At 68.8% G+C, this 14,954-nt stretch carries 11 protein-coding genes and 1 pseudogene; 11 read left to right on the forward strand and 1 reads right to left on the reverse strand.

Features of this window, described 5'->3' with window-relative positions:
• Window positions 1-715: pseudogene (locus AB0J09_RS35410) on the reverse strand (serine/threonine protein phosphatase); the annotation flags it as partial.
• Window positions 716-1,059: 344 nt separating this feature from the next.
• On the opposite strand from AB0J09_RS35410, the gene AB0J09_RS35415 reads away from it, so the two are divergent.
• From AB0J09_RS35415 to AB0J09_RS35465, 11 genes are all read left to right on the forward strand, one after another.
• On the forward strand, window positions 1,060-2,340 hold the full coding sequence (locus AB0J09_RS35415; protein ID WP_360700603.1) for a sugar ABC transporter substrate-binding protein: 1,281 nt from the start codon (window positions 1,060-1,062) through the stop codon (window positions 2,338-2,340).
• 33 nt (window positions 2,341-2,373) lie between these two features.
• The gene (locus AB0J09_RS35420; RefSeq protein WP_360700606.1) at window positions 2,374-3,324 is read left to right on the forward strand and encodes a sugar ABC transporter permease; all 951 of its coding nucleotides are present in this window, start codon (window positions 2,374-2,376) and stop codon (window positions 3,322-3,324) included.
• On the forward strand, window positions 3,314-4,111 hold the full coding sequence (locus tag AB0J09_RS35425; protein WP_360700609.1) for a carbohydrate ABC transporter permease: 798 nt from the start codon (window positions 3,314-3,316) through the stop codon (window positions 4,109-4,111). The genes AB0J09_RS35420 and AB0J09_RS35425 overlap by 11 nt, the downstream gene beginning before the upstream one ends.
• Window positions 4,112-4,124: 13 nt before the next feature.
• A complete protein-coding gene (locus AB0J09_RS35430; protein ID WP_360700612.1) occupies window positions 4,125-5,204 on the forward strand; it encodes a glycoside hydrolase family 172 protein in 1,080 nt (359 codons plus the stop codon).
• 43 nt (window positions 5,205-5,247) lie between these two features.
• Window positions 5,248-6,255, forward strand: a complete 1,008-nt coding sequence (locus AB0J09_RS35435) for a LacI family DNA-binding transcriptional regulator (RefSeq protein ID WP_360700615.1) — start codon at window positions 5,248-5,250, stop codon at window positions 6,253-6,255.
• A gap of 370 nt (window positions 6,256-6,625) precedes the next feature.
• On the forward strand, window positions 6,626-8,041 hold the full coding sequence (locus AB0J09_RS35440) for an L-fucose/L-arabinose isomerase family protein (protein ID WP_360700618.1): 1,416 nt from the start codon (window positions 6,626-6,628) through the stop codon (window positions 8,039-8,041).
• Window positions 8,031-10,430, forward strand: a complete 2,400-nt coding sequence (locus AB0J09_RS35445; protein WP_360700620.1) for a glycoside hydrolase family 172 protein — start codon at window positions 8,031-8,033, stop codon at window positions 10,428-10,430. Before AB0J09_RS35440 ends, AB0J09_RS35445 begins: the two co-directional genes overlap by 11 nt.
• Window positions 10,427-11,932 carry a sugar ABC transporter ATP-binding protein gene (locus tag AB0J09_RS35450; RefSeq protein WP_360700622.1) on the forward strand — a complete coding sequence of 502 codons (1,506 nt, stop codon included), beginning with the start codon at window positions 10,427-10,429 and terminating at the stop codon, window positions 11,930-11,932. Before AB0J09_RS35445 ends, AB0J09_RS35450 begins: the two co-directional genes overlap by 4 nt.
• On the forward strand, window positions 11,929-12,984 hold the full coding sequence (locus AB0J09_RS35455) for an ABC transporter permease (protein WP_360700625.1): 1,056 nt from the start codon (window positions 11,929-11,931) through the stop codon (window positions 12,982-12,984). The genes AB0J09_RS35450 and AB0J09_RS35455 overlap by 4 nt, the downstream gene beginning before the upstream one ends.
• The gene (locus AB0J09_RS35460) at window positions 12,981-13,952 is read left to right on the forward strand and encodes a substrate-binding domain-containing protein (RefSeq protein WP_360700628.1); all 972 of its coding nucleotides are present in this window, start codon (window positions 12,981-12,983) and stop codon (window positions 13,950-13,952) included. Before AB0J09_RS35455 ends, AB0J09_RS35460 begins: the two co-directional genes overlap by 4 nt.
• A partial coding sequence (locus AB0J09_RS35465) for an FGGY family carbohydrate kinase (protein WP_360700631.1) occupies window positions 13,952-14,954 on the forward strand: 1,003 nt, incomplete at its 3' end. The genes AB0J09_RS35460 and AB0J09_RS35465, both read left to right, overlap by 1 nt.

Raw genomic sequence — 14,954 nt, forward strand, 5'->3', positions numbered from 1 at the left:
GCAGCACCAACGCGCCCGCGGGCAGGCCATGGCCGGGCAGCGCGGTCACCGCCACGGAGCCCACCTCGCCGCCTTGGTCCCGGAGTACCCAGCCGGGGGCCTCGGCTGGATCGATCCACCGGGTGGGCGCCGGGGGGAAGCCCTGCAGCGCCTCCGTGAGCCCTGGGACCGTACGGGAATCGATGGACGCACTCTCACGGACCACCTCACCCCGCGGATCGCAGTAGACGATCGCGTGCTGGCGAGGGGCCAGCGGCATGACGACCAACGCGGCGTCGGCGAACTGCCGGGCGGCCAGGCGCGCGGTCGCCTCCAGACAGCGCTCGAGGTTCAGGGAGGACAGCAGTTCGGCGGACGCCTCGACCATGAACGCGGTCCACGCCCGCTCGGCGTGCAGCGCCTCGGCGGTCCGTTGGTGCTCGTCGACGTCGACGAGCCACCACGTGACACGATCGCCGTCGGCGTGTACGGCATGCGCCTCGAACACCGACTGGCCGACCGGACCGCGAGCCGGCTCACACCCGGTGCGCCCGCGGTCGCGGAGCCCGGCGCGGACCTCGCGGTGGGCCTGCGACAGCCATGCCGGGGCGACCCGCGCCAGCGGCACGCCAGCGGCCGCGCCGACGAGGAGCAGGCGGGCCGCTTCGTTCGCCTGCTCGATGATGCCGGCGGCATTGATCGCCAGCATCGGGTACGGCGCGTCTTCCCACACCATCCCGATCGTGCCTCGCCCCAGACCCCTCTTCAGATCCGTCACTCTACGGGGTGCGGGCCGTGGCCTTCTTCACGTCATTTGGTTCTTTACAGTAACTTTCACCCCCCGGCAGGCCGGACCTGCCACGCGTTGACCGGCGCGGGGCCGGCGGATATCGATTCCTAGATTTAGCAAGCTGTAACAGCAAGTTCTTGACGGTCGGCGTGTCGACTCCTACATTTCTGAGAAATCGATTGCTCGCCCCCCGAGCTCTCTCCAGATCAGGAGGATGCACTATGTCGGCTTTCGAGAGGGTGACTCGCAGATCACTGCTGCGTGGTAGTGCCGTCATGTTAGGTTCGGCGATGGCCGCGCCGCTGCTGTCCGCGTGCGGGGGCGGGGCGAAGGGCGGCAACGCCAAAGAGCTGACGTTCTGGAACTTCTACGGCCCCAACCCGCAGGCCGACGCGCAGAGCAAGTGGTTCACCGACCTCGCGGCCGCCTGGAACGCCGGCAACGAGGTCAAGGTCAAGCTCCACTACCTGCCCGTCTCCGAATACCTCGCCGGCACCGCGCTGCAGACCGCCTTCTCCGCAGGCCAAGGCCCCGACATCTTCCTGCTCAGCCCCGGCGACTTCCTCCGCTACCACAACGGCCATGTGCTGACCGACCTCACGCCGTACCTCAAGCCCGACCAGATCGCCGACTTCGACGGCGGCGTGCTCGACACGCGCAAGGTGGACGGCAAGATCTACGGCCTGCCCATGGAACAGGAGCCGCTGGCCATCTACTACAGCGTCGACGCCTTCGAGCAGGCCAAGCTGTCAGAGGGCGACATCCCCAAGACCTGGGACCAACTGCTCGACGTGGCCGCCAAGCTGACCACCAAGGACCGGTTCGGCATCCTCTTCGAGACCATCCCCGGCTACTACCAGAACTTCACGTGGTACCCGTTCATGTGGATGGCGGGCGGCTCGGCCGTGCCGGAGAACGGCGGGGCCGGCTTCAACGTGACCGGCGTTCACAACGCGCTGAAGCTCTGGCAGGACGCCGTCAACACCAAGGTCGCGCCGCGCAAGCCGCAGGGCGACGGCGCGGGCAACGCGCCGGCGAACCTCGGCAGCGGATACGTCGCCATGCAGCAGAGCGGCATCTGGTCGGTGTCGCAGCTGGAGCAGGAGAAGAAGGACTTCAAGTACGGCGTGTTCCCGCTTCCCGTTCCTGACGGCGGGACCTACACCACCGATATCGGCGGGTGGGCGTTCGTGGCCAACGCCAAGGGCGCGAACCCGGAGGCGGCGGCCAAGTTCATCGCCTGGGCGCTGGGCGCCACGGACGCGGCCGGTGTGGAGCGCGGTCGGCAGTGGAACACGGTCGTCAAGACGAACCTGCCCGCCCGCAAGTCCGTCCGGGAGGCGGCCAAGGCGGCGGGGGCGTTCGACAAGCCCGCGCTCAAGGTCTTCCTGGAGCAGGTGGTCCCGGGTGGGCGGGGCGAGCCTCGTTACACGCCCGAGGTGTACAAGGCCGTCTCGGACGCCATCCAGGCCACCCAGCTCGGCGGGGTGGACCCGGCCAAGGCGGCGGCAGACGCCGCGTCCAAGATCGACACCTTCCTGAAGGGCTACAAGGGTGCGGCCATGCTCTGACGTTCGCGGAGCTGGAGCGGAGAGGTGGTAGGCATGGCCACATTGGTCGATCCGGGCACGGCGATCGGGAAAGAGACCGGCGCCGCGCCCCCGGTGTGGACCCGTCGCAGGCGGGAGGCGCTGGCCGGGTACGCGTTCGTGGCGCCCGACCTGCTCGGCTTGCTGATCTTCGTCGGCCTTCCCATGGTCCTGGCCGTGGGGGTGTCGCTGTTCAGCGTGGACGGGTTCGGCGGCTACACGTACGTGGGCCTGGACAACTTCCGGCAGATGGCGGAGGACGCGCAGCTCTGGCAGAGCGTCAAGGTCACGCTGACGTACATGGTGACCTTCGTCCCCATCGGCTTCGTCGTCAGCCTCGGGCTCGCGCTGCTGGTCCGCGACCACTTCCCCGGCGTCGGGCTGGTGCGCACGATGTTCTTCCTGCCGCACGTCATCAGCCTCGTCGTGGTCGGCGTGGTCTGGCAGTTCCTGCTGGCCGACAAGCAGGGCGCGGTGCCCGCGCTGCTGCGGCCCGTGGGGCTCGGCGACGTGTCGTTCCTCGGCAACCCCGCGCTGGCGCTCGGGTCGCTCGTGGTGATCAGCATCTGGTTCCTCATGGGATACCAGATGCTGATCCTGCTGGGCGGGCTCAAGGACATCCCGAAGGAGTACGAGGAGGCGGCACGGGTCGACGGGGCGACCTCGTGGCAGCGCTTCCGCTACATCATCTGGCCGCTGCTCCGTCCGACCAGCTTCTTCGTGCTGGTCAACTCGACCGTCGGCGCGGTGACCGGGCTGCAGGCCTTCGACCTCGTGTACGTGCTGACCAAGGGCGGCCCGGCCGACAGCACCTCCAGCGTGGTCTTCTACATCTACCAACAGGCCTTCACCTTCAACAACTACGGCTACGCGGCGGCGCTGACCACGGTTGTCGTCGGGTTCCTGATCGTGGCCACGGGGTTCATGTTCGGGCTCACGAAGGGAGGCCGGTTCGATGTCGGTTAGGCTGCGCGCCCTCGTCGGATACGTCCTGGCGGCCGTCACGGTGGCGCCGCTGGTCTGGCTGCTGGTGACGGTGCTGAAGCCGGCGGACGAGCTGTTCGACGTGGCGCTGCCCTCGAGGCTGACCCTGGACAACCTGCTCTACGTGCTGACCGAGGTGCCCATCGGCACGTACATGCTCAACAGCCTCCTCGTCTCCGCGGCCGTCACGGTGGTCGCGCTCGTGCTGCACTCGATGGCCGCGTACGCGCTGGCCAGGCTGCGCTTCCCCGGGCGGCAGGTCATCTTCTCGATGATCGTGTCCACGCTGCTGGTGTCGCTGCCGGTCATCCTCGTGCCGCTGTTCCTGGTGGCCAAGCAACTGGGGCTGCTGGACACGTACGCGGGGCTGATCCTGCCGGCGATCTTCCACGCGTTCGGGATCTTCCTGCTCCGGCAGTACTACCTGACGATCCCGCGCGAGCTGGAAGAGGCCGCGGACCTCGACGGATGCGGATATCTCCGGCGCTGGTGGCAGGTGGTCGTGCCGCTCAGCCGACCCGTGCTCGCCTCGCTGGCCGTGCTGTTCTTCCTGGCCAACTGGAACGCGTTCCTCTGGCCGCTGACCGCCACCCGCGACCCCGATCTGCGCATGGTGCAGGTCGGGATCGCCACCCTCCAGGGCCAGTACGGCTCGGCCTGGAACTACGTCCTGGCCGCGACGGTGATCGCGGCCGTGCCCACCTTGATCGCGTTCGTGCTCGGCCAGCGACGCCTGGTCGAGGCGATCAAGACCTCCGGACTGAAGTAAAGGATTCGACGGCATGACCTACGGAAATCACGGCAGCAGCCTGCGTGACCTGCCCCGCCTGCGGACGTCCCGGCGCAAGCGGGTCTCGAGCTACGACCGTACGGGCGGGAACGAGGACCGGCTGACGGTCCAGGCGGGCACCACCGTGACGCTGGCCGACCTCGAGGGACCCGGCTCGATCAACCACATCTGGTGCACGGTGGCGCTGCCGCTCAAGGACGTGCCGGACGCGGTCGACGTCGACTACCTGCGCAGGCTCGTCTTGAAGATCACCTGGGACGACCAGGAACACCCGAGCGTGCTGGTGCCGCTCGGCGACTTCTTCGGCATGGGCCACGCCAAGACCGCGAACTTCGTCTCGGCGCCGCTGCAGATGAGCCCGCAGGACGGCAAGGCCTTCAACTCGTGGTTCCACATGCCGTTCGCGCAGCGGGCCCGAGTGGAGCTGATCAGTGAGCTGTCGGCCGAGCCGGTCTTTTTCTACTACTACATCGACTACGAGCTGTTCGACTCGGCGGCCGACGACCTCGGCTACTTCCACGCGCAGTGGCGGCGCGAGCGGCCCACCGACGGGATCCCGCAGGGCACGCAGAGCAACCGCGAGTTCCAGGTCGAGGGCATCAACGACACGGGCGACGGCAACTACGTCATCCTCGACGCCGCCGGGCGCGGCCACTACGTGGGGTGCGTGCTCAACATCCGCAACCTGCGCGAGACCAGCGACTGGAACTGGTACGGCGAGGGCGATGACATGATCTTCATCGACGGGGAGCCGTTCCCGCCCTCGCTGCACGGCACCGGCACCGAGGACTACTTCAACACCGCCTGGTGCCCGACGCAGACGTACCACGCGCCGTACCACGGCATCACCATGCCCGGCGGGGACAACTGGAGCGGCGAGATCTCCCTTTACCGCTTCCACGTCGAGGATCCGATCACCTTCACCGAGTCCATCAGGGTGACGATCGAGCACGGCCACGCGAACAAGCGCTCTGACGACTTCTCGTCGGTCGCGTACTGGTACCAGACGCTGCCGCACAAGCCGTTCGGGCTCGCGCCGGTGGCGGAGCGGCTGCCGTTCCCGCGGGCGTAATCGATTTCCTGCGCCCGCGCCCGAGTCGCTTCGCTGAGATGGGATGAGTTTGGTCAAAATCCAGGACGTCGCGCGGCACGCCGGGGTCTCCGCCGCGACGGTCTCCCGCGTGCTCAACGGCCGCTCCACGGTCAACCCGGAGCTGGCGGCCCGCGTGCTCGCGGCCGTGCGCGAGCTCGGCTACCGGCCGAACGGAGTGGCGCGCAATCTCCGGCGCAGGCAGACGACGCTGTGGGCGGTGCTCGTCTCCGACGTCGGCAACCCGTTCTTCACCTCCCTGGTACGGGGGGTGGAGGACGGGGGCCGGCAGTTCGGGTACTCGGTCGTGCTGTGCAACACGGACGAGAACCGGGCACGGGAGGCCGAGTACATCGCGGTGGCGCTGGCCGACAACATGGCCGGTGTGATCATCTCCCCGGCGGACGACTCCACGGACATCAGTGCGCTGGTCGCTGCCGGGACCGCCGTGGTCACCATCGACCGGGAACTGGCCGAGACCGAGGTGGACGCGGTGCTGGTGGACAACGAGAAGGGCGCCGAGTTGGCCACCACGCACCTGCTGTCATCCGGCTACCGGCGGATCGCCTGCATCACGGGCCCGCGCCGGATGTCGACGGCCATCCAGCGGCTCCGCGGCTACCACCGGGCCCTGCGCGCCTTCGGGGTGCCAGTGGATCGTGCTCTGGTGCGGCACGCGGACTTCCGGGAGGCGGGCGGCTACTCGGCCATGGCCGCGCTGCTGGACGAAGGGGTGGAGATGGACGCGGTGTTCGCCGCCAACAACCTGATGACGGTGGGGGCGGTGGAGTGCCTGACCGAGCGGGAGGTGCCGATTCCGGGGCGGCTGGGGGTGATCGGATTCGACGACATTCCGTGGGCCCGGCTGTTCCGGCCCGGGTTGAGTACGGTCCGGCAGCCTACGTACGAGCTGGGGCGGGCGGCGGCGCAACTGCTCGCGGACCGGATCGAGAACCCGAGCCGTCCGGCTGCCCGGATGGTGCTGCAGACGGAACTCCATCCGCGCGAAAGCTCCCGGCCCCGCCTGGGCTGAGCGGCTTGTGGCGGGCTCCACGGGTCTGGGCTTTCGGGTCCCGGGCCACCGGCGCCCTGCTGGCGGGCCGGGGTGATGGCGTGCTGGTGTGTGGATGTGCGCACGGCCGCGTGTCCATGGTGCGACCAACGACCGTGCCTGCGATGGCGGTGCGCCCGATGGCGGTGCGGCTAACAGGGGTGCTCGTGTCGGCGTCGGCTCAACCGGTGCGCGGCGGGTGGGCTGGGGGTTTGCGGATAGCGCCGAGAAATCGGTTCACCGTTGTGATTCTGTGATGTGATGCGGGATTGACGGTCCGAAGGGTGAGATTTAGCTTGAGTGGAAATCGATTTCTGAGCAATCGATTTCTCGAGTATGGAGGACATACCCCGTGGCACGTATCGGAGTGCTGAGCATCTCGGACGGGCGGGACTTCGTCGCCCGCGATCTCGTGGAGCACATCACCAACGCCACCACCGCCCTCGCAGAGGCCCTGCGCAAGGAGGGGCACGAGGTCATCGTGGCGCCGGAGATCGTGTGGACCAACGAGCTGGCCACGTCGCAGGCCCGGTGGCTGGCCGATCGCAGGCCCGATCTGACCATCTTCAACTACGCGGTCTGGGCCTTCCCGCACTTCACCATGCTGGCCGCCGAGTCCACCCCCGGACCGCTGCTCCTCATGGCGAACATCGACCCGGCGCAGCCCGGCATGGTCGGCATGCTCGCCGGTGGCGGTGGCCTGGACCAGATCGGGCGGGTGCACGCGAGGGCCTGGGGCGACATCGACGACCCCGCCGTCAGGGAGCGCGTGCTGACCGAGGTATGGGCCGCGCAGGCCGTGAGGGGGCTGCGCGGCTCGACGTTCGGCAGGATCGGCGGCCGGCCCATGGGCATGTACACCGCCGTCGCCAACACCGACCAGTGGATGCGTACGTTCGGCGTCGACGTCGAGGAGATCGACCAGTGGGAGATCGTCCGCCGCAGCGAGAACGCGTCCCAGACCCGCGTCAAGGAGGCCCGCGAATGGCTCGAGACCAAGGGCAACGTCCATTACGACGGCAAGCAGCTCACCCCTGACCTGCTGGAACGCCAGATCCGCACGTACTACGCGATGCGCGAGCTCATCGACGAGTGGAACCTGGACTTCTCCGGCATCAAGGGCCAGCCCGAGCTGACCACCCACTTCTGCACGATGGACATCGCCGAGGCCTTCCTGAACGACCCGTACGACTGGGAGGGCCCGAAGGACACCCACGTCTGCGCCACCGAGGCCGACATGGACGGCGCCCTGACGATGCAGATCCTGAAGCTGCTGAGCGGCGACCCCGTGCTCTTCGCCGACGTCCGCCACTACCATGCGGACAAGGACGTCTGGGATCTGTGCAATTCGGGGCAGCACGCCACCTGGTACGCGGCGAGGTCCGACGATCCCGAGGAGAACCTCGCCAGGACGCACTTCTACCCCGAGGTGTTCTTCTTCCCGGCGGGCGGCGCCAGCGTGCATCACCTCGCCGCCCCCGGCGCCGCCACCTTCGCCCGCCTCACCCGCAGGGACGGCGACTACCGCATGCACGTGATGCGCGGTGACTTCGAGCTGTACGACGACGCCACCAACGAAGCGATGGCCCGGCAGTCCACGTTCGAGTGGCCGCACGCCTTCACCAGGCTGCACGTGCCGGCCACCGAGTTCCTCGGCCGGTTCGGCTCCAACCACATCCATGCGGTCCCCGGCGATTACGTCGCCGAGCTGGAGGCGGTCTGCAAGCAGCTGGGTGTCGAGTTCGAGGGGTTCGGCGATGCGGCTTAGTGTGATTCTGGCGACGGCCGCCCTGGTCGTGGCGGGTTTAGCGGCTCCCGCGCAGGCGGCGACGACCGCCAAGGGCCCCGTCGGGTGGGACGTCTACCGCAGGCTCGACCGGCTGCCCGAGCTGCCGGTCGGCGTGCAGACCAAGCAGTTCTCCAGCTTCGACCGCACCGGCGACAACAACGACGGCTTCGAGGGCAAGTACTCGTGCCTGAGCACCACCGCCCAGGGCTGCGTGATCGCCGAGCACAGCGGCGCCGGTGAGGTGCAGGCCATCTGGTTCACCAGGGACGGGGGTGACGTCACCAGGACCGGCAAGATCACCATCGAGCTGGACGGCGAGAAAGTGGTGGACGCGAGCCTCCAGGACCTGGTGAACGGCAAGCTCGGCGCCCCCTTCGCCTACCCCTTCGTGGGCAATGCCGACCAGAGCTCCGGCGGCGTCTACGTCGAGGTGCCGATGCCGTTCACCCGCTCCATGCGGATCACCACCGAGCACAACCCGCTCTTCTACCACGTCAGCTACCGCACGTTCGCCGACGCCGAAGGCGTGAGCACGTTCGACCCGGCCGACAAGGCGCAGGACGTCGTCGACCGGCTCAAGACGGGCGGAGACCCCAAGCCCGCGATCCCGGGCACGCGCACGCAGGACGCCGCGATCAGCCTCGCTCCCGGCGCGTCGGTACGGGTGGCGCGCACGCAGGGTTCGGGCCTGCTGTCGGGGATCAGGCTCAAGCTGCCCCAGGCCGAGCAGGTCCTGCCGAAGGCCGAGGCCGACGAGGGCCGGGCGTTCGGCGCGAACGGCTCCAGCGAGTTCACGGTGAAGATCGACCCGGCCAACGACGGGGTGCGGCTGACCCGGCGCATCGACCCGGCCATCGGCAGGCAGGTCGCCAAGGTCCTCGTGGACGGCCAGGAGGCCGCCCAGTGGGCGCCGAGCAAGCTGGGCGCCGCCGGGATGTGGGCCGACGAGGTTGTGGACCTGCCGGCGGGCGCGACCAAGGGCAAGTCGCAGATCACGATCAAGAACGTGTTCGTCTCGTCGGACCTCGACTACAACGAGTTCACGTACTGGGTGGACAGCGCCGGCAAGCGTACCGACACGGTGGACGTGGGCGACGCGGCCGGCGAGGCGGCGCACAACTACAAGATCGTCGCGCAGACCTGGCAGGGCGAGCGGACCTTCGCCTTCCCGATGGACCAGGGCCAGCTGGCCAGAATCAGGGCGGCGCAGGAGATCCTGCAGGGGCTGCGGCTGCGGATCAGCTTCGACGGCCGGCGTACGGTCGACTCGCCGGTCGGTGAGTTCTTCGGCAGCGGGCACGCGATGCTGCCGGTCAAGTCGCTGATGTACGACATCGACGCCACGACCAGCACACTCAACGCCTGGTGGCCGATGCCGTACAGGACGGGCGCGACGGTCGAGCTGTACAACGACTCCGACCGCACGATCGAGGGGCAGGCCACGGTCGCATCGGCGAACCGCCCGATATCAGGAAATGTCGGATATTTCAGGACGCAGTCCCGCGCCGGCGGCACCACCCCCGGCAAGAGCTGGACCTTCCTGCGCGCAACAGGGCAGGGCAAGTTCGTCGGGATCAGCCACACTATGCGCGGCCCGACCACCCGCAACTACCTGGAGGGTGACGAGCGCGTCTTCGTCGACGGCTCGCGTACCCCGCAGATCCACGGCACCGGCACCGAGGACTTCTACCAGGCGGGCTGGTACTTCAACCGTGAGACCTTCAGCACCCCCTTCCACGGCAACACCGCTCACCTGGCCCCCGCGACCGGCTGCCCGGCCGACAACGACTGCACCGGCGCGTACCGGCTGATGATCGGCGACGCGGTGCCGTTCGGGAGCTCGCTCACGTTCGACATCGAGCACGGATGGACGAACGACGTCGAGGGCGTCTACTCCTCCACCGCCTACTGGTACGGCCGCGACCAGGCGAGCGCCGCCCAGACCGACAGTCTCACCGTCGGCGACCAGGCGAGCGAACAGCAGCACGGCTACACCGGCCAGGGCGAGGCCGCGACGCTGGAGTCGGCGTTCGAAGGCGACTTCAGGAACCCCGTAACGCTCAAGGCCACGCACCGCGTCACCCAGGACCCGGCCACCTTCAAGCTGAAGATCGACCGGGGTAACCAGGGCGTCGAGCTGCGCCGTACCAGCGACCAGAGCGTCGCCTGGCAGCACGCGGAAGTCATCGTCAACGGGCGCAAGCTGCCCGACTGGGTGCAGCCGCTGAGCAACCAGACCCGCAGGTGGCTGGAGGACGTTTACCAGATCCCGGCGAGCGTCACCAGCGGGCAGCGCGAGATCACCGTCCGGCTCATCCCGAAGAGCCCCTGGTCGGCGGCCTCCTACACGGCGTGGAGCCTGAGGTGACGACGGTTCTGACGATGCGGGCCATCGGCAAGTCCTTCCCCGGCGTGCGGGCCCTGGACGGGGTGTCGCTCACCGTGGCGGAGGGCGAGGTGGTGGCCCTCCTCGGAGAGAACGGCGCAGGCAAGTCCACGCTGATGAACATCCTGGCCGGGGTGTTCAAGGACTACGAGGGTGAGATCGAGGTCGGCGGCGAGGTCGCGCACATCCACTCGCCCAAGGACGCGCGGCGGCACGGCATCGCCATGATCCATCAGGAGCTCAACCTGGTGCCCGAGCTGTCCATCGCGGACAACATCTTCCTCGGCCAGGAACGCGCGATCCTCGACCGCAAGGCCACGGAGTCGCGCACCGCCGAGCTGCTGCGCGGCCTCGGGCTGGACCTGGCGCCGCGCACGCTCATCAAGCAGTGCAAGATCGCCGAACGCCAGCTCATCGAGGTGGCCAAGGCCCTGTCGCAGAACGTCCGCGTCCTGGTCATGGACGAGCCCACCTCGGCTCTGGCCGACGCGGAGGTGCACCGGCTGTACGAGGTCATCCGCGACCTGACCGGACGCGGCGTGGCCGTCATCTACATCTCGCACCGCCTGGAGGAGCTGGAGGAGATCGCCGACCGGGTCGTCGTGCTGCGCGACGGCCAGTACATCGGCGAGCGCTCCGGCATCAACCGGGACGAGCTGATCCAGATGATGGTCGGCCGCCCCCTGGGCGAGATGTTCCCCCGAGCCGACGGCGACTCCACAGGCGAGGAGCTGCTGAAGGTCGAAGGGCTGTCGGTGCCCGGCGAGCCGGGCTCGGGGCGTACCGCGCTGCGTGACATCTCCCTGTCCGTACGGGCGGGAGAGATCGTCGGCGTCGCCGGCCTGATGGGCGCCGGCCGCAGTGAGCTGCTGGAATCCATCTTCGGCGCGCACAGGCCGGCCCGGGGCGAGATGACCCTGGGCGGCCGGCCGTACCGGCCGAAGAGCCCGAAAGGCGCGATCAGGCGCGGCGTCGCGCTGGTCGCCGAGGACCGCAAGGCGCAGAGCCTGGTGCTCGGCAACACCATCGGCTTCAACGCCAGCCTGCCCTCGCTCAAGCGCTTCCTGCGGCTCGGAGTCGTGGACGCCAAACGCGAGAACGCGGCCGTCGAGCGGCAGGTACGCGAGCTGCGCGTCAAGGCCCCCGGCACCCGCTTCACCGTCGGCAACCTCTCGGGTGGCAACCAGCAGAAGGTCGTGCTGGCCAAGTGGCTGCTGACCACGCCGTCGCTGATCCTCATGGACGAGCCGACGCGCGGCATCGACGTGGGCGCCAAGGCGGAGATCCACGCGCTCATGTCGTCGCTCGCCTCGGAGGGCAAGGGCGTGCTGGTGGCCTCGTCCGAGCTGCCCGAGCTGCTCGCCATGTGCGACCGGATCCTCGTGCTCTGCGAGGGGCGCATCACCGCCGAGTTCCGCGCGGGCCAGGCGACGCAGGAGGCGATTCTCGAGGCCGCCATGGCCAGACAAAAGGTGACCGTATGACAACCGTGAAGACCGCGCCGCCTGTGAAGGCGCCGGGGGAGAGCCGGATGCGGCGCACGCTCTCCGCCCTCGGTGCCGCGCAGGCGTACATCGGCCTGGTGCTGATCCTCGCCGTCGGGATCGCCACCAAGGGCGAGATGTTCCTGAACGAGACGAACCTCACCAACGCCATCGGCGCCTTCGCCTCCCGCGGCATCCTGGCCGTCGGCGTCACGCTGGTGATCCTGACCGCCGGCATCGACCTGTCCGTCGGCTCGCTGCTGGGCATCGCGTCGATGACGGCCGCGATGATGCTCTCCAAGTTCTCTCTGGAGCCGTGGCAGATCGTCCCGATCTGCATGGTCGTGGGAGCCCTGTTCGGGTTCCTGAACGGCGCCGGCACCGCATGGCTGCGCATCCAGTCGTTCGTCATGACGCTGGCCATGCTGTCCGTCGTACGCGGTCTCGACCGGCAGGTCAGCGACAACGTCAGCGTCGGCACCCAGATCGCCGGGCCCGACGGGAAGCTGACGCCGCAGGCGGAGGCGTTCCAGGTGTTCGGCACGCCCGGTCACAACCTGTTCGACCGGTTCTACTACCCGGTGCTGGCGTTCATCGTGGTCTGCATCGTCTTCCACCTGATCCTGACGAAGACCCGGTTCGGCCGGCATGTGTACGCCGTCGGCGGCAACCCCACCGCGGCCCGGCTGTCCGGCGTCAACGTCACGGCGGTCACGATCGCGGTGTTCACGCTGTCCGGCATGCTGGCCGGTTTCGCCGGGCCGATCGACGCCGCCTACAGCGCCTCGGCCGACCCGCAGGCCGGGCAGTCGTTCGAGCTGGACGCCATCGCCGCCGCGGTCATCGGCGGGGCGTCGCTGGCGGGCGGCAAGGGCACGATCGCGGGCACGTTCGTCGGGGCCCTCATCCTGACGCTCCTGGACAACGTGCTCGGCCTCAACGCGGTCAGCGACAACTGGCAGCTCGTGATCAAGGGACTGATCGTCGTCGTGGCGGTCGTCCTGCAGCGTCCCGATCTCTTCAAGTTCCTCCGAGGAGGGTCTCGATCGTGAAGAAGACCATCACTCTTATGCTCTGTGCGCTCCTGGCCGCCGCGTGTGCGTCCAAAGCGCCCGCGCCGTCGTCGTCATCAGGTGCGAAGAAGAAGTTCGTCGTCGGCTACTCGCAGTCGAACAACGCGGAGCCGTACCGGGCCCAGCTCAACCTGCAGCTGCAGCACTTCCTGAAGAAATATCCGGACATCGAGCTGCTGCCCATCGCCGACGCCAAGCAGTCGAGCGCCACCCAGGTCTCCCAGGTCCAGAACTTCATCACTCAGAAGGTCGACGCGCTCATCGTCTCGCCCACCGAGCCCGCCCCGCTGACGGCGGCCGTGCAGCAGGCGTGCGACGCGAAGATCCCCGTGATCGTCCTCGACCGCACCGTGAACACCGACTGCTACACCGCCTTCATCGGCGGCGACAACGTGCTCATCGGCAGGAAGGCGGGGGAGGAGGCGGTCAAGCTGCTGCCGAACGGCGGCAACATCGTCGAGCTGCGCGGCATCATGTCCAACCAGCCGCAGATCGACCGCGACAAGGGCTTCCGCGAGGCCATCGCGGCCAACCCCAAAATCAAGATCATCGCGGACCGCGAGGGCAAGTGGCTGAAGGAGCAGGCCACGCCGATCATGCAGCAGTGGCTGGCCCAGAACCAGCAGATCGACCTCGTGTACGGGCACAACGACCCGATGGCGCTGGGCGCGTACCTGGCGGCGCAGGCGGCGGGCAAGGCCGACAAGATCAAGTTCATCGGCATCGACGGCCTGGCCATCCCCGACGGCGGCATCCGCGCGGTCCAGCTCGGCCAGCTCTCGGCCACGTTCATCTACCCGACGGGCGCGCAGGAGGCGGCCGACACCGTCAACAAGATCCTGCACGGCCAGCAGGCCGAGAAGAAGCAGGTGCTCGGCACCACGCAGGTCACCAAGGAGAACGCGGCCGAGCTGTACAAGCAGTACGACCTGTCGGGGCAGAACTGATGTTCCTCGGCGTCGACATCGGGACCTCGAGCTCCAAAGGGGTGCTCGTGGCGCCCGGCGGCACGGTCGTGGCCACCGCGGTACGCGAGCACCATACCGCCACGCCACGGCCGGGCTGGTTCGAGCACTCCGCGCAGGATGTCTGGTGGGCGGACTTCGCCTCGATCGTGGCGGAGCTGGCCCGCCCTGACATCGCCGCCGTGGGGCTGAGCGGCATCGGTCCGTGCGTGCTGCCCTGCACGCAGGACGGCACGCCGCTGCGGCCCGCGATCTTGTACGGGGTGGACACGCGCGCCACCGCCGAGATCGCGGCGCAGACCTCCCGGTACGGCGCCGCGGAGATCTTGGAGCGCTGCGGGTCGCCGCTCACCTCCCAGGCCGTGGGGCCCAAGCTGGAGTGGCTGCGGACCCACGAGCCCGAGGTGTGGGGGCGGACCCGGCGGGTGTTCATGGCGCACTCGTGGCTGGTGCACCGGCTGACCGGCGCCTACGTGCTCGACCACCATTCGGCCAGCCAGTGCACGCCGCTGTACGACACCCGTACCCATGAGTGGATCGGCGACTGGGACCTCTTCCCCGAGGTGGAGCTGCCCGCGCTGGCATGGAGCGGCGACGTCGCCGGCACGGTGACAAGGTCGGCGGCGGCGGCGACCGGGCTCCCTGAGGGGATCCCGGTGGTCGCCGGGACGATCGACGCGTGGGCCGAGGCGCTGAGCGTCGGGGTGACCTCGCCCGGGCACGTCATGCTGATGTACGGCACGACGATGTTCCTGGTCGAGATCCTCGCCTCGCGGGCCGTGTCGCCGCGGCTGTGGGGGACGGCCGGGGTGTCGCCCGGGACGTACAACCTGGCGGCCGGGATGGCCACCTCCGGGGCGATCACCGGATGGCTGCGGGACCTGACCGGCGCCTCGTACTCCTCGCTCACGGACGAGGCCGCCGCCGTGGGACGTGGGGCGGAGGGGCTGCTCATGCTGCCGTACTTCGCGGGGGAGCGGACGC

The sequence above is a fragment of the Nonomuraea sp. NPDC049784 genome, from assembly GCF_040659615.1.
GTDB lineage: Bacteria > Actinomycetota > Actinomycetes > Streptosporangiales > Streptosporangiaceae > Nonomuraea.